The following is a 21420-nucleotide window of genomic DNA, read 5'->3' as shown; positions in this document are numbered from 1 at the left end:
TTGACGTATCGTTGTTGCTGTGAGTTTTGTGTCCGTTCCCGCCGCCGGTACCCCAGTGCTCTTGGACTCCCCAGAGCACATAGCTGCGGCGGGTCGCGCACTGGCTGCGGGCACCGGCCCCATCGCCATCGACACTGAACGCGCATCGGCATTTCGCTATGACGACCGTGCATTTGTGATTCAGCTGCGGCGCCGAGGTACAGAAACCTTCCTCATCGACCCCGAGGCTGAGCCCTCTGCCACGCGCCGTTTGTCGCAAGTAGTTAACCAGTCTGAGTGGGTGCTCCACGCCGCGCACACCGATCTGCCTTGTCTCCTGGCTCTCGGCTGGAACCCACCGGCTATCCACGACACGCAAGTCGCAGCCCAGATCCTAGGCAAAAAACGTATCGGCCTCTCTGCAATGTTGGAGGATTACTTCGACATTGTGGTTCCAAAGGACAAAGGAAACGCCGACTGGTCGCGTCGTCCACTGTCCCCCGCCATGTTGAACTATGCGGCCCTGGACGTCGAATGGCTTGTGGAACTATTGGAAACCGCATTGAACGACGTTGCCGATGCAGGCCGCATCGACTGGTACACCCAGGAATGCGCCCACATTCTGGCAACCGCCACACCCCTTGCACACAATGATTGGACCGGTCTCAAAGGCCTGAATTCAGTGCGTCGGACGAGCGCCCGCAAACTCGCCCACGACCTGTGGGAGAAGCGTGACCAGATCGCTCGTCAGCGCGATATTTCCCCCGAATCGATTCTGCGCAGTCGCGATCTCATATCTATCGCCGGAGGCGCCGAGGACGATCGCGCCGCTGCCCTACGGGAGCTGAAGATGTCCCTCCGCCGCTCTCGCGCGCACCTGCCTTCACGAACCCATAAGCACTTCATCGAAGCTTTTTCTGACGCCCTCAGCTCCGCCCCCTCCGACCTCGAAATGGAGCAATACCGTGCTCCGCAGTACTCTGGCCCCCGGATTCCGGACCATAAACTATGGCCAGAGGAATTTCCACGCGCTGCGGCCTACGCCGATGCGATCCTCAACTCAGCCCTCGATCTCGCCGACACACTTGAGATCCGTCTAGACACGATCGCGACGCGGAAAAATCTACGCAAGGCAGCCTGGGCTTGCTGGTTATTCGAGGACTCTGGCGAATACACCAATGCAGCCGACCCGATCGCCTGTTGGGAAGAACTCCTAGGCGACTCGTGGGCAGGCCTCGGCCTGCGTCCTTGGCAAGTGGAGCTTCTCCTCGACGCAGCTGTCCCAGCTGTTGCCGACGTCTTTGCCCGCTCCTATAGCTTCTCGGCGTAGCCAACGACGGTCTTTACGACCGTGTCTACATCCAAGCCGAGCTCTTCTAGAACCTCACCACGCGAAGCGTGCGCCAAGAACTCTTGCGGTACGCCGAGGTTTCGAACCGGCACATCGATTCCTGCCTGAGAGAGGTCGTAGTGTAGCTGGCTGCCAGCACCACCGTGCACGCCGTTGTCCTCGATCGTCACTACCAAGTCATAACCGCGAGCCAATTCCAGCAGGCTATCTGCGGTGGGAAATACCCAGTGCGGGTCTACTACAGTAGCGGAGAAGTCGGCGTCGCACAGCGCCTGCGCAGCACCCAGCGCCTGCTGCGTCAACGCTCCGAAAGAGACGATGAGTACCTTGCGGCGAGCAGTCTCACCGCTTCCGGAACCATCCCCCTCCTGCTCAAAGAGCACATCGTAGTCAGCTTCCTCGCGGATGGCTGGGACATCTGCCGGGGCATTACCCTTGGGAAAGCGCACCACCGTCGGCGCATCGTCGATGGCGACTGCGCGATCGAGTGCACGTTCGAGGGTGTGCGCATCGCGCGGGGCGGCAACGTGGATACCAGGGACGATGCCGGTGATGGAAAGATCCCACATGCCGTTGTGACTGGCGCCATCAGAACCCGTAATGCCGGCACGGTCGAGCACCAGAGTTACACCCAGCTTCAACAGTGCAACGTCCATCAAGAGCTGGTCGAATGCTCGGTTAAGAAATGTCGAGTAGACCGCGACCACCGGGTGCAAACCACCGAGAGCCAAACCGGCAGCGGAAGTCACTGCGTGTTGCTCGGCAATTCCGACGTCATAGGTACGACTGGGGTGAACCTTCGCGAAATCGGCCAAACCAGTGGGGCCAGCCATCGCGGCGGTAATGGCGACAATGTCCTCGCGCTCGTTGGCGATGTCTATCAAGTGGTTGGAGAACACCTTGGTCCAGCTGATCGCACCCTCGGTCTTCTTAGCCATGGACTCACCGGTGATCGGATCGATCACGCCGGTGGAGTGCATCTGGTCGGCTTCGTCCTGCTCGGCAGGGTCGAAGCCCTTGCCCTTTTGAGTGACCGTGTGGACAATGACTGGCCCACCATAGTCCTTGGCATAGCGCAGCGCGTTTTCCACCTGGTTTAGGTCGTGGCCATCCACCGGACCGATGTACTTCAAGCCGAGTTCGGGGAACATCTCGTGCGGAATGACGGTGTGCTTCACGCCTTCCTTGAAGCCATGAATCACCTGGAACGCACGATCACCGACCCAGCCCATGCGCCCCAGCGCGTTCTTTCCGGTATCCATAACCCGGTCATACATTGGCTGCAGGCGCAGCGCCGCCAAGTTTTCGGCAAGGCCACCAATGGTTGGCGAATAAGAACGGCCGTTGTCATTGACAACGATCACCAGGCTGCGCTTCTTGGCTGCTGCGATGTTATTCAGCGCCTCCCACGTCATACCACCGGTCAGAGCACCATCGCCAACGAGAGCGACGACATGCCGGTGAACCTGTCCAGTGAGTTCGAAGGCCTTAGCCAGGCCATCGGCGTAGGACAACGAGGCCGAAGCGTGAGAGGATTCGGTCCAGTCGTGGGGCGACTCCGCCCGATCTGGGTAGCCAGACAGTCCATCCTTTTGGCGCAGCGTATCGAAGAGATCGCGACGGCCAGTGAGGATCTTATGCACGTAGGACTGGTGGCCAGTGTCAAAGATCAGTGGATCCGACGGTGAGTCAAAAACCCGGTGCATCGCGATAGTCAGCTCCACCACACCCAGGTTCGGACCTAGATGGCCACCCGTGGCGGAGACCTTTTGGACAAGAAACTCGCGGATCTCCGAAGCCAACTGTTCTAGCTGGTTCGCGTCCAAGCCTTTAAGGTCTGCGGGCGAGGACACCTTGTCGAGAATTCCCATGTGAAGCTACTCTTCTCCGTCCTATGCTCGCGCCGAATGGTATTTTCAGTCCATTCTAACGGCGCGTGAGCGAATTAAAACAATCCCCTTCGAGGTTACGTTCCTGCGTGTTGTCCGCTACGTCGCTCGTTGCGTTCTCAGCTACGTCGCTCACGGCGTGACCCACGTACGGGAACGAGGTGTGCAAGAAGTTCAACGTGATGGTTCAGCCCAAAGGCATCCACTACGCACAACTCCTTGATCTCATAGCCGTTGCGGATCCACGCCCCAAGATCGCGGGCGGCGGTGGCAGGATCGCACCCTACGTGCACAACGTGCCGCGGTCGAGCCTTCGCGATATCGGATACGGTCTGCGTTCCCGCACCGGTGCGCGGAGGGTCAAGTACTACAGCGTGTACGTCATCACCCCGCGGCAGGCTCAGCACTTGCCGTGATACATCGCCACTAATGAATTCGACATTGCCGATACCGGCCGTGGCAAGTGCTTTCTTACCCGACTCGCTGGCGCTACCCGCGACGTCCACGCACACCACATGATCGACCTTTCGAGAAAGCGCAGCACTGAACACGCCCGCGCCGCCGTAGAGATCCCAAGCGACAGTTCGCTTAACCCTCTCCCCCTGCAGCTTCTCTCCTTGCGCTACCGGTGGAATATGCCGCGCAATCCACGAGGAATAGAACTGCGGAGCCGCGCTGTGAGCCTGCCAGAAGTCTTGTACCTGGCTTTCCCATTGCACATCGAACTCCCGGTCAAGCCCCGCCCCGTAATGCACGGTGCGGGTAACCGTAGGTACCTCGTCTCCAAAGGCCGCCACTCGCTGATTAGCTGGCGAGCCTTGCAACTGCACCATGTGCCGCGCGCCATCGTCGCCGACAGCAACGGCAATCTCCGAGTGTGGAGTGAGCAAACCCGCTTCCCTGAGCTGCTCAATATCTGCTGCCAGACCGTTCTTCAGCTCCGCGCTCCATTGGGCACATTCGTTGTTCACTGGCACGACATTGTGGGACCCCCGGGAACGCTGTCCAACTTTCCCTTCGCCATCAACCGCCAGCCGGACTCGCGTACGAGAGCCTGCGAAAGGATGAAGGCTGTCGGCGGTCACAGTGATCTTCTCCAGAGCCTCCGCGCTGATTTTTCCTACGCGCGACAGCTGATCCATCACCACTTGCTTTTTATAATCCAACGAACCAGCGGCGTTGACAAAGTCCAGGTTGCAGCATCCTGCACCAACCTTGGCTGCCGGGCACAACGGCGCTACTCGGTGAGGGCTAGGCTGGCCGATGTTCGTTGCCACCCCGCTGCGGAAGCCCTTCTTCGCTTTAGTGTTGCGCGCCGGATCCAGCTCTACTGTTACCTCTTTTTCGCCGGGCAGCGCGCCTCGTACGAACACAACCTGCCCGTCCATCCGACCGATCACGGTGCCGCCGTTGGCTGGACCGGCCAGGTCCATCACTACTTCTTCTTTGTTAGTGACGCTCATCGGCTCCAACTTCTTCGCCAGTTTCAGAGATGTCTTGCTTTTCCAAGTGGCGCCCCTCGGCCTCATTCGCGGCCTTCACAGCCCAGACGGTCACGGCAACGACGACCAGTGTTAAAGGCCAACCCATAGCAATTCGGGTATAACCCAAAGCGTCAGTCTTATCTGCGGCATAGAGCCATTGCTGCACGCCAAAGCGAGCGAAGAAAACCAGCGCCCACGCAAATGTGGCCACGTTGAATGCACGCACGGCCCGTCGGTTGGTTCGCCAGCGGTGGTCGTCCCCGTTAATTCCGCGCCAAATCGTACCCACAAGTGGCCAGCGTACGAAGATAGATATCACGAAAGCGATGCCTGCCACCAGGGAGTACCAGATTCCATAGGCGAAATACCCCTTTGCGTCTCCCATGAACCACGCGATGGCAGCGCATAGCGCTACACCCAGGAATCCGGAAATTGCAGGCTGCAGATTCTCCTTGCGGATCAACCGCCATACAAAAATGAGTACCGCGACTCCGAGAGCCGAGATGAGGGCGGGGGTCAACCCCCATTGGCTATTGACTGGTACAAGAACCAATACGGGAAGGGTCGAGGAGACAAGGCCAGAAAGGCCTCCCATTTGCTCCAGCAAGGTACCTTGCTCATCCGGCTTACCTTGAGAAGCTTGTTTGCTAACTTCTGCCATTTTCTACTGGTTCTCGACGGGCGCATGCGGATTGCTTTTCGGTACGCCATTCTGTTCGGCGGCCATGCGCTGCAGTTGCTCCTGCAGTTCCTCATACATTTCCGGCGGCATCTGCACAGGCAGTGGCTGGCCAGCTGGGATCGGATCGTTCCCGCGGTAAATAAAGCTGCGAGCGATGATCTCCCGGCCGATCCTGGCAATCTCATCCGCGCGGGATTTCTCTCCCGCAAGAGTGACGCGGAACATCCAGCGGGGACCGTTCACACCGATTACACGCATTTGGCCCTCACCAGCGACCGCGCAGATCTCCGGCCCCCACGGTCCGTCTTCCAGGTGGACTTCGAGCCCATCCTTCGTCATGCCCGCTACGGTTTCGTCGACGGACTCTTCCCACAGGTTGCCGCTACGTGGGGCGGCAAAGGCCACTGGGGTGAAGCGACCGCCTTCGACCTCTAGGTGGATCATCTGGGGCCCCTCCGGCCCCATTTCCACACTCACATGGCCGCCGTGGGGTACTGGAACCCGCATGGAGCCCAGTTTTAGGAAGCCTCTGGCGAAATCGGAGAAGTCGAAGTCGTGGACATTCACCGTATCCCCATCAAAGGGACCAAAGTCATTGTCGGCTGAATTCGCCTGGCTCGCCACGGTCGGCTGCTCCTGTACTTCCGCTGCAGCCTTCGCGGCATCACGGGCATCCTTATTGGTATTGCTTGTGTTCTTCTTCTTGCGCCCAAACATCCTCAAACTCCGTCTTTTTTATCTTCTACCCTATGTCTTCTGAGCTATGTCTTCTGAACTGCTCTGTCCAGCTGGACTACACGCCAGTCGAGCCGTAACCGGATTCTCCCCGGACGGTTGCTCCCAACTCTTCTACGCTGGCAACCTCTTCGACCTCACACAAGCTCACTTCCTGCACCAGCAGCTGCGCAATCCTTTCTCCACGGGTCAGTTCGATCGGCTGCTCGGGATCCAGGTTAATCAAGCACACCTTGATTTCTCCGCGATAGTCAGCATCAATTGTGCCTGGCGCATTCACAATGGATAGCCCCTTCTTCAGCGCCAATCCGCTGCGTGGGTGTACTAACCCCACGGTTCCCACGGGAAGTGCGATGGCGATGCCAGTGCCAACCAATTCTCGATTGCCCGGAGCGATGGTCACGTCCGTGGTGGTATAGAGATCAATGCCTGCATCCGTTGGGTGAGCACGGCGTGGCAAGGGCAGATCCTTGTCAAGGCGAACAATACGCAGCGGGGCGTCATTGCCAAAAGAATCAGTGTTATTTGTTGCTGTCTGATTAGGGGTCACGGTCACCAAGACTACAAGTCCCCGGGCGAAGTTACGATGTGCGAACCGCCAAGGGCTAGAATTGCTAGGCAGCACTCAAAGCAGACACGCAAACAGGAGTTTTGAATTGGCATCGGGCACTCAGCAGGAAAAGCTGCTGTACACGGAGCATCAGCGAGTCCCCCTCGTCTGGTGGCTATTTGCCGCCGGAGTGGTAGCCATCATCTCGTGGCAGGCGCAGATGGGCCGACCGATGTGGGCATCGTTTGTAGCCCTCGCTATCGCCGGCTCATTGGCAGTGTGGGCGTTGATCTACTTCTCCCGAACCAAGGTAGAAGTTACGGAGGATAGTTCTGGTGAACGGTGGCTCCACGTGGGGCCGGCAAAGCTCCCCGCTCACGTCGTAAGCCGCAGCCTAGTAATCCCCCCGACCGCCAAGCGCGCCGCTATGGGTCGTCAGCTCGACCCTGCTGCCTATGTTGTTCATAAGGGGTGGATCCCCACAATGGCGATGCTCGTCCTCAATGATCCGGACGACCCCACCCCCTACTGGCTCATTTCCACCAAGGAACCGCAAGAGGTTCTGGAAAAACTCGGTCGCCCAATCTACTAAGACAATGAAGCCTTGTAAGACGTTACAGTCTTTTTAACCTCTGGGCTCGATTAAGCCCACTTATGCGCAATCCTTGCAGATGTACTCGCCGTCACCGACGGTCTCACCGATGCAGCTGCGGTGCTGCACCAGGAAACAGACGCTGCACGTGAACTCATCGCTCTGGCGTGGGATTACCGAACCGGAGAGCTCTTCGCCCGACAGATCCGCCATAGGTACGTCAAAAGGCTCGACGATCTCCCCATCGTCCGTATCGGAAACAGCCGGCTCGGCCTTCTCCGCTGCCTTCAGCCCCTCCAGGGAGTCGGTTTCGATGTCGTCCTCGGAGCGTCGGCGTGGTGCGTCGTAGTCAGTCGCCATATGGGTTCCTTCGTGTCGATCTTGTGCAGTCGCTTCGAGCCAGCAGCCCCTGCCGAACCACTAGCTAAAAATCACTTAAATACGTCTCGCTGTCGCGGATCGTAGAGCACATGCGTGCCACTTGTCACCTTCACGCGCGCAATGGCTACCTATTGGGGTATTTGACCTCCCCCCGCACCTATTCTCCGAGCAGCCGAGCAAGCTCTACTGCAATCCCCGGCTTCGCAGCCATGACCAGGGCTTTTTCTTCCTTCATTACGTCATAGTCAGGAGCTACGGAAATTGCCCCCGCGCGGGCGGCAATCAAACACCCCGCAGCATGGTCCCAGGGCCCCAAACCATGCTCAAAATATGCGTCCACTTCTCCACTTGCCACCCGGCAGAGATCCAATGCTGCCGACCCGATCCGCCGGATGTCCCGTACCTTCGGCAAGAGCCTTACTAGGCGCTCGGCTTGGCTGCGACGATCCTCCGCCACGTACGAAAATCCAGTGGCTACCAGAGCCTTGTGCAATGCCTCATCGCTGTCTTCAGGCACGACCCTCAAAGTTTCGACCTGCGCCAATTTCCCGTGGTCGTCGTAGCTTAGGCGCCGTGCATCACCGCCTGCATGTGCCGCATAAGCAACGTGTGCCGCTACGTCCACGACCACAGCCGCCACCGGTTCACCGTTTATTACAGCGGCAATACTGACTGCATAGGCCGGTACTCCATAGAGGAAGTTCACGGTGCCATCGATGGGATCAACAATCCACAGCACTTCATCGCTGGAGCTTAGCTCATCGGACACCCCACTGAACCCACCTTCTTCGCCAAGAATCCGCGACCCCGGCACGTGCTCTAAAAGTCGTTGGGAAATCAGCCTCTCGCTAGCCTCATCCACCTCCGTTACCGGATCTACTTCGGAGGTCTTCGTCGCCAGCACGCCAATGTGCCCGTGATCATCGGCTAGTTCGCCACGGCGGCGTCGAACTAAACCCGCAGCCTCACGCCCCACAACAAGTGCGATGGCCTCCAGGTCTTTAGGAGTTGACCTTTCTTTACTTTGTGACGCCCCGTCTTCCCCCGCTGTCGAGGTCTCATCGAACACTCGCAGTAGCACCGGCTTGGGAGGCGCAGAGCTTCCCGAGTGGGAGTTAAGAACCTCCGAGACGGCCTGGGCCGTCTTACCTGCATGTGGATTAACCGTGGTTTGCATGCCCTCCACTGTGCCACTTTTCGGCGAGCTAAACCTGACAGCGTCAAGGTAGGGTTGTGTTCATGACTGAGGACAAAGCAGCACAGAACCTAAGTTTTGGCGTGGATATCGGCGGCTCCGGAGTTAAGGGGGCAGTCGTTAACCTTGAAACGGGCGAGCTGGTGACAGAACGCTTCAAGATCCTCACTCCAAAGCCATCGACCCCGGATGCGGTCGCCGAGGTAGTGCGCAAACTGATGGAAATGGCCGAGTGGGATGGTCCTGTCGGAGTGACCGTCCCCGCGGTTGTTAAGAACCAGAAGGCGCGGACTGCAGCTAATATCGACAAGTCCTGGATTGACACTGATATGCAGGAACTGTTCAAGCGCCATCTCGGCGAGCGGGAAATTGCCGTGTTGAATGACGCCGACGCGGCAGGCCTGGCCGAGGTTGAGTATGGCGATCCGAGTGCGAAACAGGGTTCCGTTCTGATGCTAACTTTTGGCACCGGGATTGGCTCGGCACTGCTATGCGATGGTCATCTATTCCCCAACTCGGAGCTGGGGCACCTGCCTCACGACGAAAACGGTGACGTGGAGCGGTATGCCAGCTCCGCCGCAAAGGATCGCGAAGAGCTGTCCTATAAGAAGTGGGCGGCACGCGTGGACGAGGTACTGCATGCCTACAGCGCCCTATTTAGCCCGCAGCGATACATCGTGGGCGGCGGCATCTCGCGCAAAGCCGACAAGTGGGTACCGCTTTTGACCGTGGAACAGGAAGTCATTCCGGCGAAGCTTCGCAATCAAGCGGGCATCATTGGAGCCGCTATGGCTGTGCGCGACGGCATCAAACCCTAGGGACCCAAACCACACCGCATTTCGTTTTGAGTTATAATGGGCGGTCGATTCCCACGTAAAGGGTTTGACTAACCCCAAAGACCAACGGTTGCGGGCTTAACGCAACCCGGTGCGATCCAATTCCTTTTCGGAATGTGGCCACGTCATGTGGCTATTTTGTTGCACCATGCGATACGAGCGAAAGGGCTTCAGTGGCAGCGAACGACTCGACCACCACCAGCGACGACAACGCCCAGGGTGTTGTCCGAAAGGTTGCTAAAAAGACGGCAGCGAAGAAGACTGCCCGAAAGGTGGCAAAGAAGTCGGCGACTGCCAAGAAGGCAACCGCTCGCAAGACCACGGCGAAGAAGACCGCGGCAAAGAAAACCGCCGCTAAAAAGACTGCTGCAAAGAAGGCCACTCCGACGCAAGTTGATGCCGTCAACGTCTCTGACACTGCTGCTGAGCCGGAGGAGCAGGCGTCCACCCCGGTGAAGAAGGCAGCGAATAAGACCGCCAAGAAGGCTGCCAAGAAGACGGCGCGCAAGACAGCTAAGAAGACTGCCAAAAAGGCAGCTCGCAAAACCACGAAGAAAACCAGCGCTAAGAAGACCACTGCAAAACGGGGCACCAAGGCAGCAAAGGCAGCCGAGGAATTGCTTGAGGTTGATGAGGCTGCTGTCGATGCAACCTCAGCGGACCAGAATGCTCAGGAGACCCCCGACGAGCCAGACGAATTCGACAGCGAACCGGACAATCTCGACGATCTGGATGATCTTGACGAGGACGATGACCTCGATGATCTAGACGATCTGGATGACCTCGACGATGACGATGACGATGATCTAGACGATGACCTCGAAGATGATCTCGAGGACGATGACGACGATGACTCGGACGACGACGAAGACGGTACCGATAAGAACGACGGTAGCTTCGTGTGGGACGAGGACGAGTCCGCAGCGTTGCGTCAGGCTCGCAAGGACGCAGAGCTGACGGCATCTGCAGACTCCGTTCGCGCGTATCTCAAGCAAATCGGTAAGGTCGCACTGCTCAACGCTGAGCAGGAGGTATCGCTGGCTAAGCGCATTGAGGCGGGCTTGTACGCGGCGTATCGTCTGCAGGAGATCAAGGAATCGGGCGAGAAGCTTTCCCCTATGAACCGTCGCGACCTGCGCGAAATCGAGCGCGATGGGCGCCGTGCAAAGAACCACCTGCTGGAAGCAAACCTGCGACTAGTGGTGTCGCTGGCGAAACGCTATACCGGACGTGGCATGGCCTTCCTCGACCTTATTCAGGAAGGCAACTTGGGTCTCATCCGTGCGGTGGAGAAGTTCGACTATGTAAAGGGCTACAAGTTCTCCACCTACGCTACGTGGTGGATCCGCCAGGCCATCACCCGCGCAATGGCCGACCAGGCTCGTACCATCCGCATTCCGGTACACATGGTGGAGGTCATCAACAAGCTGGGACGTATCCAGCGCGAGCTTCTGCAGGATCTAGGACGCGAGCCCACCCCGGAGGAGCTCGCACGCGAGATGGACATCACCGTCGACAAGGTGCTGGAAATCCAGCAGTACGCCCGTGAGCCGATTTCGCTGGATCAGACGATCGGCGATGAGGGAGATTCCCAGCTGGGCGACTTTATCGAGGATTCCGAGGCCGTCGTTGCCGTCGATGCGGTCTCGTTCACTCTGCTGCAGGATCAGCTGCAAGATGTTCTGCACACGCTGTCGGAGCGCGAGGCTGGCGTGGTGAAGCTTCGCTTCGGCCTTACCGACGGAATGCCCCGCACCTTAGACGAGATTGGCCAGGTTTATGGTGTGACCCGTGAACGCATCCGCCAGATCGAGTCGAAGACGATGTCCAAGCTACGCCACCCGTCGCGCTCTCAGGTGCTGCGCGACTACCTGGATTAGCCCCCAAGAAAACGAATAGCCCGAGGCCAAGAAGGCTTCGGGCTATTTTTGGTTTTTCTGCACGCAGTCCTGGAACTCCGTGCCGCGCAGATCCTCGCACCCCTTTACGCTCTGCATTGCCGCTTGGGTGAAGAAAATTGCCACCGCCATCGCGACGACCCCCAGAACCAATCCAATAATCGCATAGCTACGCTGTGTCCCCTTCCGATTCGCATTCAGGACGGAAAAAATTCCTACGATGATGGAAATCGCAGCGACGACCAGACCAATCAAGGGGAACATTGCCGCTGGAATGGCCAGGATTCCGACGATTAGGGCAGCCATGCTCAAACCGCTGACCTTGCGGGGCGCAACCTTTTGAAGCTCAGTTTCCTCTGCGTTCGACTTATCCAGATCGGTGTAGTCTTCTCGAGCCACGGTGTGCCCGCCTTCCCTCATCCTGTGTGCACTGTAGCTACGTGCACTCCCAATGCTCATGTCGCGGTGTATATTACCCCACCGCTCCATGCTTACCAGTCTCTCAAATAGGCAATGCGATCCCGCAGCTGTTGCGCTGTACACAGCGCGGTAGCCGGCCCGCCGCAGTTCCGCCGCGCATCATTGTGAATCTGCCCATGGGGCTTGCCCGTCCGCGCTGATTTCATGGACACCAGCGCATTCAGTTCTTTACGCAGCGCTGGAATCTCTTCGCTGGCTACGCGCTTATTGCGCAAATCCGCGCCGCTGCCCTCCGGGGCAGTGGCCTGCTGTTCCTTCTTACGGCGTTGCTCTTCCTGCTTCGCCCGCGCATCCAATTGCTCGGCTTGCCTTTGACGCAGGAGCGTACGCATCTGGTCGGCGTCAAGTAGCCCCGGTAAGCCAAGGTATGCCTGCTCTTCTTCGGACCCGCTCAATGTGGACGTACCGTAAGTCGAGCCGTCGAAAATCAGACTGTCGAGTTCTGCCTCTGCACCGACAGACTCATACCCCTTGTCGTCCTCCACTTCATTCTGTTCCTTGTTGGCCTGACGCAACAGCTCGTCATCCCAGCCCTCATTTGGGCGGTCGGGTTTACCGAGGACGTGGTTGCGTTGTTGCTCCATCTTCGAGGCCAACTCGAGGAGGACAGACACACTGGGGAGGAAGATTGACGCCGACTCCCCCGGGCGCCGCGAGCGCACGAAACGGCCGATGGCCTGTGCAAAGAACAGTGGTGTGGAGGATGATGTGGCGTACACGCCCACAGCCAAGCGGGGTACGTCCACGCCCTCAGACACCATGCGCACGGCCACCATCCACTCGTCGCTACTGGCGGAGAATTCTTTAATGCGCTCCGAGGCTCCGGCCTCATCGGACAGTACGACGGTAACGGGAGTGTTACTGATTCTTTCCAGGATGCGCGCGTAGGCACGTGCCGTCGTTTTATCGGTTGCGATCACCAGACCACCTGCATCCGGTGTCGTTTCACGCAACTGATGCAATCGCGTCTGTGCGGCATTGAGCACCGCTGGGATCCAATCGCCCTTCGGGTCGAGCGCGGTACGCCAGGCCCTGGCGGTTTGTTCTGCGTTAAGAGGTTCGCCCAAGCGAGCCTCAAATTCCTCGCCGGCGGAGTTGCGCCACCGGGCTTGGCCGGAATACGCCAAGAAGACCACCGGGCGAACCACACCATCCTTCAGCGCATCCGCGTATCCATAGGTGTAGTCGGCAGACGAGACAAGTGCTCCCTCAGCACCGTCTACAGCCTCGTAGCGTACGAAGGGGATCTGCGAATCATCAGAACGGAAAGGCGTACCCGTAAGCGCCAGGCGGCGTTCGACGTGCTCATAGGCCATGCGCACACCATCGCCCCAGCTCTTTGCGTCGCCTGCGTGGTGAATCTCATCCAGAATCACCAGCGTCTTCTTTGCCGTGGCCACCTGGTAGTGCTTGGTCGGCTTCATACCGACCTGTGCGTAGGTTACGCACACGCCGTCGTAGGAATTATTAAATGGCGAGGAGTTTGTGAACTCTGCGTCGAGCGCAATCCCCTGTCCGGCGGCGGACTGAGCCCACTGCACCTTTAGGTGCTCGGTGGGCACAACGATGATGAGGCGATCCACCGCGCGGGTATCCAAGAGCAGCCGTGCGATCGTCAGGGCGAAGGTTGTCTTTCCTGCGCCTGGCGTCGCCACGGCCAGGAAGTCCTTCGGACTGGCCTCGACGTACTTGTTCAGTGCCTCCTGCTGCCATAGGCGGAGGTGCTTCACTTCTTGCGCAGCCCCTTGTAGATCTGCTCACAATCCGGGCAGACGGGCGACCCCGGCTTGGCCTGCTTGCGTACGGGGAAAGTCTCCCCACAGAGAGCCACGACAAGCTTGCCCATCACAGCGGATTCGACGATCTGATCCTTCTTTACATAGTGGAAGAACTTCGGAACATCATCGTCCGTCGTCGTGTCCGTATTGACTTCTGGGCGCTCAATCGTTGTCGTACTTGGGTTACTCACAGTTCACCATCATGCCCCTGAATCTGCCTGTTTTCCAGCTGCGTACTAGCGTTGGCTCTATGGCTGATGCACGAAAAAGGAAAATGGGAGGTGAATCCCGTGCCAAGCGCGCCTCGCAAGTGGAGATCATCACTGATGCAAAAAGCTCCCCTCTGCAAGGCTGGCACCATCGCCGCAAGGTGTACACCGTGCTGCAGCTGCTGCGCATCCCGCTCCTCGCCCTTGCCGCCATAGTGATGCTCATTACCCACAACGCAGCATTGTCAGTGTGCATCGCTTTGATTAGCCTCCCGCTACCGTGGGTAGCCGTGTTGCTTGCCAACGAGACCGGGCAGGTCGATGAGACCACAAATAAGGTGTACAAACCTGCTCTCGTCCGCGAACAACGCCGTGCCGAACGGGCCGCGCTTGCGGGCGAGACATCTCGCCCGATGCTCGAGTCAGATTCTCCCGGGGCATCCACTCCGCAGGTTATCGACATCACCCCTACTCAGCCTGACAGCACCGACAACGATCAGCACTCCGACTAACAAGGAACCGACATGCCCACCTCTACCCCGCCCGGCCGTCCGTTCTGCACCCCTGGCGTTGCCACCGAGCACCTCGTCCGTACCCTCGTCGCGCAAGGCTATGGTTCATCGCTGATTATGGAGGCTCTCGGCGTCGAAGGTATCGCCGCCGCCCAATCCGGCTCTCCCGCAGCCGCTCAATGGCACCTGACGAGCCGGGACTCTATGGCATCACAGCTCGTCGCCGCTGTTTATTTACGACGCCCCCAGCCCGCCGCCTTCTTCCAATCTCTCGTCGGGACTGAGTCCACCTCCGAGCTTGTAGCAGAACAGGCTCTTATCCCGTCAGAAGGTTCACATGAAACGCTGCAGCTCAACCTCGACATCCGCCCGATCCACCACCCCGCGCATGGGAACGCGGAGGTGCTGGTTCTCTCCGACCCGGATGCTTCCCTGGAGCCGCGCATCCCCGCACCGGAACACGTTCCCGGTATAGGAAACGCACCCCTATCCCTACTGAATTCCATTCCCCGCCTGTCGGCGAACGCCCGAGTTCTTGACCTGGGTACTGGGTCGGGAGTCTTGGCGTTGCTATTGGCAGCCAACAGCGAGGCAACACTTTTCGGCAGTGACATTCACAGCCGTGCGCTGGCCTATGCACAAGTTGCCGCCGCTGCGCAAGGATTGGAATCGCCTAAGGTCAAGTGGGTTCAGGGCTCCTGGTTTGATCCCTTCGCCAGCGAGCTTTTCGACGTGATCGTCTCCAATCCGCCGTTCGTCATCGGCCCCTCCATCGACCTCGATGCCCGCGAGGGGCACGTATATCGCGATTCCGGTCTGCCCTTGGACGCAGCCAGCAAGCTGGTGGTTCAACAAGCCGTTGAACACTTAGCACCGGGAGGGCATGCGCACCTGTTAATCGGCTGGGCACTCGGCGAAGGTACGGCGGATTCCGCCGCCGAACGAATCTTGAGCTGGTTGCCGGACGAAGGAGCTCGTGCATGGGTTCTTCAGCGTGATGTGGTGGATGTGGCTACCTATGTCACCACCTGGTTGCGCGACGAAAGCATCGACCCACGCAGCGACAGCGGTCAGCAGCGGGCGACAGAATGGCTCGAGTTCTTCGATCACCACGATGTCACGCAGATCGGGCTCGGGTGGATTCATATCGAGAAGATCGATGGTGCCACCGAGCTCACAGTCGAAACTTTCGAACACGCCCTGCCCGATGGAGCCTTCTTGGGACAAGAGGTCGGCGAATGGTTCGCACGCTGCCGCTGGCTCGAGGAGCTGGAGGTTCCCGGCCGCCCGGCCGCCGAAGCCATTGCGGATGCGCACTACCGACTGCGACGCGGCGTCATCCTAGAAAAAGCCGCCACTTCCACCGACCAGGGGTTCGGCGAAGAAGCAATACAGTTGACACGGACCGATGGGCCGGGTTGGACCCACGAAATCGATGCGACATTAGCGGCAATTCTGGCTGGTCTTAGCTGGGACGGACTTTGCTTGCGTGACGTAGCGGAGCTCTACCACGCAATTAATGGAGAAGATCTGGGAATGGATGCCGCAGAGCTTGTAGATCAGCTTGTTCCTCTAGCTGTGGCTCTGGTGAGGCACGGGATGATTGTGCCGCGAGACCTGCGCGAGGTGTACGAGGGCGAAATGTAGGCCAGCGCGGTTAGAGAAAACCAATGAAGACAACCCAGTAAGGGAAAACGAATGAGGAAAAACCAGTGAAGGCAGTGATTAGCACCGTCAGCAGTGCCACAGTGTCGGTTGCAGACGAAGTGGTGGGAGAAGTAACCGGACCCGCACTCTTAGCGCTCGTGGGAGTCGGTGTAAACGATGAACCCGAAGCCGCAGAGAAAATGGCGCGGAAAATTGCGGAACTGCGTTTGCTCCCCGCGTCGGGGCAACCATGGGATAGTCCACGCAATCACTCCGTAGAAGAAGTAAACGGGCAAGTTCTGTTGGTAAGTCAGTTCACACTCATGGGCGAGACGAAAAAGGGACGACGTCCCTCGTGGGTTAACGCGGCTCCGGGAGAAACTGCCGAACCGGTGTACGAACGTATTGCAGAATTGCTCCGAGAGCGCGGCATAGTTGTAGAAACAGGACGATTCGGCGCCATGATGGAAGTCGCCAGCGTCAATGAGGGACCATTCACAGTGCTTGTGGAGACCTAAGAACGAGAGCTTGTTCAACAAAAACTGCAGGTAAAGCTCTTCCCCTCTGCAGAGTCGCGACAGAGAGAAAAATAGCTAACCCCTGTGCGGGGGTGAACCAAGTTCCTTCTTCAGGTTCGGTGGGGAACAATTCTTCCAAGAGATTCGTTGACCCCGTAGAGCTTCGGCACACAACGAGAAAATTCTTGAAGCGCTTGAACGCTATCGAGCCATGGGAGGCACACCAGCACTATGAGTAACTCCATGATTGATGACGAATACAACGGCATCAGCCACGGTCAAGAGGGTACCGGCAATTCGGCCGACGATAGCGATAAGAAAGAAGACAAGGGGCGGCGCCGCGGAAACAACGAGAACCCGTCGGCAGATCTGGTTCGCGTCTACCTCAACGGCATCGGTAAGACCGCCCTGCTTACTGCAGAGGACGAGGTAGAACTCTCCAAGCGAATCGAAGTCGGGCTGTACTCGGAGCACCTTCTAGCCACCGCAGAGAAGCTGACCCGTGCGAAGAAGCGCGATCTTAAGGTACTGGCACGTGAAGGCAAGGCAGCCCGGAGCCACCTGCTGGAGGCCAACCTGCGCCTCGTTGTATCGCTGGCGAAGCGCTACACCGGCCGTGGCATGCCTCTGCTGGACCTGATCCAAGAAGGCAACCTGGGCTTGATCCGCGCAATGGAAAAGTTCGATTACACCAAGGGCTTTAAATTCTCCACCTATGCAACTTGGTGGATTCGCCAAGCCATTACCCGTGGCATGGCCGACCAATCCCGCACCATTCGCCTTCCCGTCCACCTGGTAGAGCAGGTGAACAAGCTTTCCCGTATCAAGCGCGAGATGTACCAGCAGCTTGGGCGCGAAGCGACGAACGAGGAGCTGGCTGAGGAATCCGGAATCGAGGAATCGAAGATCGAAATGCTGCTCAAGCAGTCCCGCGATCCGGTGAGCCTGGATATGCCCGTCGGTAGCGACGAAGAAGCCCCGCTGGGCGACTTTATCGAGGACTCCGAGGCAACGGATGCGGAAACCGCTGTGGTTGCATCCCTGCGCCACTCCGATGTCCGCGCTGTGTTGGGCACCCTGGAGGAGCGCGAGCAGGACGTCATCAAGCTGCGCTATGGCCTGGATGATGGCATGCCGCGCACGCTGGATCAGATTGGTCGCCGCTTCGGGCTTTCCCGCGAACGCGTCCGCCAAATCGAGCGTGAGGTTATGGCCAAGCTCCGCGAGGGTGACCGAGCCAACAAGCTGCGTGAATACGCTGTTTAGAGACTCATCATCGCTAAATAGCATCAGTACTTAAGCTTCTGCCCCGCTCCCTTTGCGGACGGGGCTATAATCGTTTCAAGTCAATGAACAAAGAAAGGGCGTAGCGCACGTGAGGGATCTCGTCGATACCACTGAGATGTATCTCCGAACGATTTATGAGTTGGAAGAAGAAGGCATTCTGCCGCTCCGCGCCCGCATCGCAGAAAGACTTGATCAGTCCGGCCCGACGGTGAGCCAGACCGTTGCGCGTATGGAGCGCGACGAACTACTCACGGTTGAGAAGGATCGTTCTCTTAAACTCAGTCCTCAAGGCCGAGCTTTAGCCACCGCGGTCATGCGCAAGCACCGCCTGGCCGAGCGCTTGCTCACCGACGTCATCGGTCTTCCCTGGGAAAAGGTTCACGACGAAGCCTGTCGCTGGGAACACGTCATGGGCGACGAGGTTGAGATTCAGCTGGTAAAGGTACTCAGCGAATATGCCACCTCCCCATTTGGCAATCCGATTCCGGGACTGGAGGAGTTGGTAGAAAGCGTGCCGGAGGCTGAGCGCACGGAGCTGAAGGAAAAGATTTATTCTCTGCAGACAGGTTCCTCACAGCGCGCCTCTGATATCGAATCGCCGGAGCCGATCGAGGTGAAGATCCTCAGTATCAACGAAATCGTGCAGGTGGAGCACAAGCTGATGGCGAAGTTCCACGCGTTGGACATGCGCCCAGGCAGCGTCGTAACGCTGGTGGCCACCGAGGACGGCTTGGAGTTCGGCAACGACAACGGCACCATGGTTGTTCCGGAGGAGCTTGGCCACGCCGTACGCGTAGAAAAGCTCAACTAAGGACGTGGGGTAGCGTGGGGGCTGTGACAAGCATCGATCTATCTTCCTCTGCCCTATCCCCTTCCGCCCACATCGTCGTGACTGGCGGCGCCGGCTATGTCGGTAGCGTCTGTGCCAGCGTACTTCTCGAACACGGTTTCCGCGTGACGGTGGTGGACGATCTATCAACCGGCAATGGTTATGCAGTACCAGAAGGCGCGACCTTTATTGAGGGGGACATCCGCGATGTCATCTCCGATGTCTTTGCCGCTCGCGACGTAGCAGCCGTCATGCACTTTGCCGCCCGTTCGCTTGTCGGCGAGTCCGTAGAGAAACCCGATATCTACTGGCACCACAATGTAGGTACCAGTCTGTACCTCCTGGATCAGATGCGCGAGCACGGGGTAGATAACCTCGTGTTCTCCTCCACTGCTGCGACCTACGGCGAACCAGAGCAGGTTCCAATCACTGAAGACATGCCGACGGCACCGACAAACCCCTATGGCGCCTCCAAGCTGGCGATTGATCACATGATCACCTCGTACGCCAATGCCTATGGACTGGCCGCTACCTCCCTGCGATACTTCAACGTCGCTGGCGCACACGGAAATATTGGTGAAAACCACAAGGTCGAAACTCACCTCATTCCCTTGGTGCTACAAGTTGCCCTTGGTCATCGAGAGCACATCTCGATTTTCGGCACTGACTACCCCACTGCCGATGGCACTGCCGTCCGCGATTACATCCATATTCGAGATCTGGCGGATGCCCACCTGCTGGCCGCTGCGTCGAACACTGCGGGCAAGCATCGCATCTTTAACCTCGGCTCCGGCGATGGTTTTAGCGTGCGTCAAGTCATCGACACCTGCCGCGAAGTCACCGGCCACCCAATTCCCGCGATCGAATCGCCACGTCGCGCGGGCGACCCTGCAACTCTGATCGCTTCGTCGGCGAAGGCTAAGTCTGAGCTCGGATGGAACCCCACCCGCTCCGATTTGCACACCATTATCTCCGACGCATGGGCCTTTAGCGGACAACTGGGTGATAGGTTGCATTCCGCACAGCGTTAACTGCGTCCCAGTCCACAATCTGCATGAGTCGCTCGTACTCCCATGCGATATCGAGTCCCGCATATTCCCGGACTGTGACATAGGTTCGCTCTGGAAGCCTGTCCTCCTCCGTGGGGTCTTCTGCGGCATCCAGATCCATCTGCACATTTGCCATAACGGTGCAGGCGGATTGCACTGCTTTAGCCAAAAGCAATTTGATCTTTCCTTTTTGATGGGCGTCCAACGCCGTAACCGCAATGTCAGCAGTGAACTCATCGAATGCACTCAGCTGCGGCTCGACCGCAGAATCATCCATTTTCTCCATATCGGAAAGCATTTCCTCCAGCGTTGCCTCCGCAACCTGATCTTCTGTGCCTTCCATATCCTCCGTGCCTATCCCCTGAGCACGCTCGATACTATCGAGCCGCGCACATGCATCCTCGGTGTATAGATCGGCTTCAAGTTCCTCCAACAGTCGCGTAAGTGTGTGATACGCCAGGACTCCTTCGTCGTTAGCCGACGCCACCAGTGCCAGGATCAACATCACCCGTCGACGTACCGACCCCGTCGTTCGACGCGCAGCACTGGCAAGCATCTCGCGTAGAATGGCGCTGTTCGTGCCCAAAGACCAGGCAATAACGACCGTATGAAGGAACTCGTCACTGCAAATCGCGGCAAGGCTGTCGATGAGGTATTCGTTTTCACATTCCTCTTCCAACACCCTTGTTCCCTCCGCTACGGCGGCTATACCAATCAGGACTTGGATCAGATCGACTGTGGTGGCCTCCGCACGTTCCTGGAGCATCCATTCCGGCTCGCTCAGGTTGGCAGGATCCAGCCAGCGCTCCATTTCCTCCCGGTTACCCATACGGCGAGCCCCACTCAGCGCACTGATATCGGCCAGCTCATTGGACTCCACGCTGTCTACCGTGCCCGTCTCGCCGTCCAATACGTCGATCCAAGGCATTCCCGTCGTGATGCTTTCGACTTCTAGGGCCGATTGAACATCGACGCATGCATCCTCCAGTTGGCTGACGGCAGAAGCCACACAGGCACGCAGATCTTCATCCATGTCGCCGATAGTGAGAATGATTGCATCGGCCGCTGGGGCGTCGCAAAGAATCTTGGTAATCCCCCGCACTGCCTCGTCAATAGCCGCTGGGTGCAAGTCGCATCGTAGGACCGGACCGATTCGAAAGCGCCGGTGATGCGCGGGCAGCGGTGCGGAACTGGTGTGCTCGGTGGAAGCGACTAGGCCGATGATGACCAGCGAGTTCACGGGTGGGAATCCAAGAAGGGAGGGAATGGCAGCGATCAGCTTGCCTTTGTCCGCTCCCAAATGAACGGATGGCGGGCGCGTAGTAGGTGCACTAAGTGCGGAATCTGCGGGAATAGACTGGGGTTTCTTTTCGTTGTGTTCTGGTGAGTTCCTCATGCCACAGATCGTTGCCGAACCAAAGTTTTTTTGCGGCGACGAGTCCCAAACGGTGCGGCGAAGCCCCAGGGGTCTGTGGATAACTTGAAACTGTGAATATGGGTCCCAGAAATGGTGCCGTCTCAACCTGGCTTGTCCGAAGT

General features: G+C 58.3%; 21 protein-coding genes. 10 read left to right on the top strand and 11 right to left on the bottom strand.

Annotation, left to right across the window (positions count from 1 at the left end; genetic code table 11):
* The first annotated feature begins 19 nt into the window (after positions 1-19).
* Complete coding sequence (locus AC05K6_RS01905; protein WP_476727606.1) at positions 20-1309, top strand: ribonuclease D; 1290 nt, start codon at positions 20-22, stop codon at positions 1307-1309.
* Here AC05K6_RS01905 and dxs read toward each other — a convergent pair.
* The 5 genes from dxs to dut all read right to left on the bottom strand — a co-directional run bounded on the left by dxs (position 1291) and on the right by dut (position 6670).
* Positions 1291-3201: a 1-deoxy-D-xylulose-5-phosphate synthase gene (gene dxs / locus AC05K6_RS01900; protein WP_293790295.1), complete on the bottom strand. Its 1911-nt coding sequence runs from the start codon at positions 3199-3201 to the stop codon at positions 1291-1293. The two genes, AC05K6_RS01905 and dxs, sit on opposite strands and share 19 nt — an antisense overlap.
* Before the next feature lie 137 nt (positions 3202-3338).
* On the bottom strand, positions 3339-4682 hold the full coding sequence (locus AC05K6_RS01895) for a class I SAM-dependent RNA methyltransferase (RefSeq protein ID WP_476727605.1): 1344 nt from the start codon (positions 4680-4682) through the stop codon (positions 3339-3341).
* Positions 4669-5364, bottom strand: a complete 696-nt coding sequence (locus tag AC05K6_RS01890) for a DUF3159 domain-containing protein (RefSeq protein WP_476727604.1) — start codon at positions 5362-5364, stop codon at positions 4669-4671. Before AC05K6_RS01890 ends, AC05K6_RS01895 begins: the two co-directional genes overlap by 14 nt.
* A 3-nt stretch (positions 5365-5367) precedes the next feature.
* On the bottom strand, positions 5368-6102 hold the full coding sequence (locus AC05K6_RS01885; RefSeq protein ID WP_476727603.1) for a DUF3710 domain-containing protein: 735 nt from the start codon (positions 6100-6102) through the stop codon (positions 5368-5370).
* 76 nt (positions 6103-6178) lie between these two features.
* Positions 6179-6670: a dUTP diphosphatase gene (gene dut / locus AC05K6_RS01880; protein WP_473963238.1), complete on the bottom strand. Its 492-nt coding sequence runs from the start codon at positions 6668-6670 to the stop codon at positions 6179-6181.
* A gap of 106 nt (positions 6671-6776) precedes the next feature.
* Here dut and AC05K6_RS01875 point away from each other — a divergent pair, with 106 nt between their 5' ends.
* Positions 6777-7262, top strand: coding sequence for a DUF3093 domain-containing protein (locus AC05K6_RS01875; protein WP_293790283.1), 486 nt, complete (start codon positions 6777-6779; stop codon positions 7260-7262).
* 60 nt (positions 7263-7322) lie between these two features.
* Here AC05K6_RS01875 and AC05K6_RS01870 read toward each other — a convergent pair whose 3' ends face one another.
* On the bottom strand, positions 7323-7622 hold the full coding sequence (locus tag AC05K6_RS01870) for a DUF4193 domain-containing protein (RefSeq protein ID WP_293790281.1): 300 nt from the start codon (positions 7620-7622) through the stop codon (positions 7323-7325).
* A 178-nt stretch (positions 7623-7800) separates the two neighbouring features.
* On the bottom strand, positions 7801-8820 hold the full coding sequence (locus AC05K6_RS01865) for an inositol monophosphatase family protein (protein WP_293790278.1): 1020 nt from the start codon (positions 8818-8820) through the stop codon (positions 7801-7803).
* A 62-nt stretch (positions 8821-8882) separates the two neighbouring features.
* On the opposite strand from AC05K6_RS01865, the gene ppgK reads away from it, so the two are divergent.
* Both ppgK and AC05K6_RS01855 read left to right on the top strand, forming a co-directional pair.
* Positions 8883-9656, top strand: a complete 774-nt coding sequence (gene ppgK, locus AC05K6_RS01860; protein WP_476727602.1) for a polyphosphate--glucose phosphotransferase — start codon at positions 8883-8885, stop codon at positions 9654-9656.
* A 191-nt stretch (positions 9657-9847) separates the two neighbouring features.
* Positions 9848-11554, top strand: a complete 1707-nt coding sequence (locus AC05K6_RS01855) for an RNA polymerase sigma factor (RefSeq protein ID WP_476727601.1) — start codon at positions 9848-9850, stop codon at positions 11552-11554.
* 42 nt (positions 11555-11596) lie between these two features.
* Here the strand turns inward: AC05K6_RS01855 and AC05K6_RS01850 are convergent, their stop codons facing one another.
* From AC05K6_RS01850 to AC05K6_RS01840, 3 genes are all read right to left on the bottom strand, one after another.
* Positions 11597-11971 carry a DUF308 domain-containing protein gene (locus tag AC05K6_RS01850; RefSeq protein ID WP_448308272.1) on the bottom strand — a complete coding sequence of 125 codons (375 nt, stop codon included), beginning with the start codon at positions 11969-11971 and terminating at the stop codon, positions 11597-11599.
* A 92-nt stretch (positions 11972-12063) separates the two neighbouring features.
* On the bottom strand, positions 12064-13782 hold the full coding sequence (locus AC05K6_RS01845) for a DEAD/DEAH box helicase (RefSeq protein WP_473963235.1): 1719 nt from the start codon (positions 13780-13782) through the stop codon (positions 12064-12066).
* Positions 13779-14021 (bottom strand): DUF3039 domain-containing protein, encoded by a 243-nt coding sequence (locus AC05K6_RS01840; RefSeq protein ID WP_005295046.1) that lies wholly within the window; start codon positions 14019-14021, stop codon positions 13779-13781. The genes AC05K6_RS01845 and AC05K6_RS01840 overlap by 4 nt, the downstream gene beginning before the upstream one ends.
* Positions 14022-14080: 59 nt before the next feature.
* On the opposite strand from AC05K6_RS01840, the gene AC05K6_RS01835 reads away from it, so the two are divergent.
* The 6 genes from AC05K6_RS01835 (at position 14081) to galE (ending at position 19863) form a co-directional block, all read left to right on the top strand.
* Positions 14081-14551 (top strand): DUF3099 domain-containing protein, encoded by a 471-nt coding sequence (locus tag AC05K6_RS01835; RefSeq protein WP_476727600.1) that lies wholly within the window; start codon positions 14081-14083, stop codon positions 14549-14551.
* Between the two features lie 12 nt (positions 14552-14563).
* A complete protein-coding gene (locus tag AC05K6_RS01830; RefSeq protein ID WP_476727599.1) occupies positions 14564-16198 on the top strand; it encodes a DUF7782 domain-containing protein in 1635 nt (544 codons plus the stop codon).
* Positions 16199-16263: 65 nt separating this feature from the next.
* Complete coding sequence (dtd, locus tag AC05K6_RS01825) at positions 16264-16716, top strand: D-aminoacyl-tRNA deacylase (RefSeq protein WP_448308268.1); 453 nt, start codon at positions 16264-16266, stop codon at positions 16714-16716.
* A 231-nt stretch (positions 16717-16947) separates the two neighbouring features.
* On the top strand, positions 16948-17982 hold the full coding sequence (locus tag AC05K6_RS01820; RefSeq protein ID WP_293790254.1) for a sigma-70 family RNA polymerase sigma factor: 1035 nt from the start codon (positions 16948-16950) through the stop codon (positions 17980-17982).
* A gap of 109 nt (positions 17983-18091) precedes the next feature.
* Positions 18092-18814 carry a metal-dependent transcriptional regulator gene (locus tag AC05K6_RS01815; RefSeq protein WP_293790252.1) on the top strand — a complete coding sequence of 241 codons (723 nt, stop codon included), beginning with the start codon at positions 18092-18094 and terminating at the stop codon, positions 18812-18814.
* 14 nt (positions 18815-18828) lie between these two features.
* Entirely contained in the window at positions 18829-19863 is a 1035-nt protein-coding gene (gene galE, locus AC05K6_RS01810) for a UDP-glucose 4-epimerase GalE (RefSeq protein WP_293790249.1), read from the top strand.
* Here the strand turns inward: galE and AC05K6_RS01805 are convergent.
* Complete coding sequence (locus AC05K6_RS01805; RefSeq protein ID WP_476727598.1) at positions 19820-21277, bottom strand: DUF4192 domain-containing protein; 1458 nt, start codon at positions 21275-21277, stop codon at positions 19820-19822. The two genes, galE and AC05K6_RS01805, sit on opposite strands and share 44 nt — an antisense overlap.
* Positions 21278-21420: the final 143 nt, after the last annotated feature.

The sequence above is a fragment of the Corynebacterium sp. TUM25020 genome, assembly GCF_056388495.1.
This window is presented reverse-complemented; position numbering and strand designations above follow the sequence as displayed.

Excerpts from the sequence above, each read along its gene's own strand:
- dxs (WP_293790295.1), bottom strand. The coding sequence starts at position 3,201 with ATGGGAATTCTCGACAAGGTGTCCTCGCCCGCAGACCTTAAAGGCTTG.
- AC05K6_RS01895 (WP_476727605.1), bottom strand. The coding sequence starts at position 4,682 with ATGAGCGTCACTAACAAAGAAGAAGTAGTGATGGACCTGGCCGGTCCA.
- AC05K6_RS01890 (WP_476727604.1), bottom strand. The coding sequence starts at position 5,364 with ATGGCAGAAGTTAGCAAACAAGCTTCTCAAGGTAAGCCGGATGAGCAA.
- AC05K6_RS01885 (WP_476727603.1), bottom strand. The coding sequence starts at position 6,102 with ATGTTTGGGCGCAAGAAGAAGAACACAAGCAATACCAATAAGGATGCC.
- AC05K6_RS01870 (WP_293790281.1), bottom strand. The coding sequence starts at position 7,622 with ATGGCGACTGACTACGACGCACCACGCCGACGCTCCGAGGACGACATC.
- AC05K6_RS01865 (WP_293790278.1), bottom strand. The coding sequence starts at position 8,820 with ATGCAAACCACGGTTAATCCACATGCAGGTAAGACGGCCCAGGCCGTC.
- ppgK (WP_476727602.1), top strand. The coding sequence starts at position 8,883 with ATGACTGAGGACAAAGCAGCACAGAACCTAAGTTTTGGCGTGGATATC.
- AC05K6_RS01835 (WP_476727600.1), top strand. The coding sequence starts at position 14,081 with ATGGCTGATGCACGAAAAAGGAAAATGGGAGGTGAATCCCGTGCCAAG.
- AC05K6_RS01830 (WP_476727599.1), top strand. The coding sequence starts at position 14,564 with ATGCCCACCTCTACCCCGCCCGGCCGTCCGTTCTGCACCCCTGGCGTT.
- AC05K6_RS01820 (WP_293790254.1), top strand. The coding sequence starts at position 16,948 with ATGAGTAACTCCATGATTGATGACGAATACAACGGCATCAGCCACGGT.
- AC05K6_RS01805 (WP_476727598.1), bottom strand. The coding sequence starts at position 21,277 with ATGAGGAACTCACCAGAACACAACGAAAAGAAACCCCAGTCTATTCCC.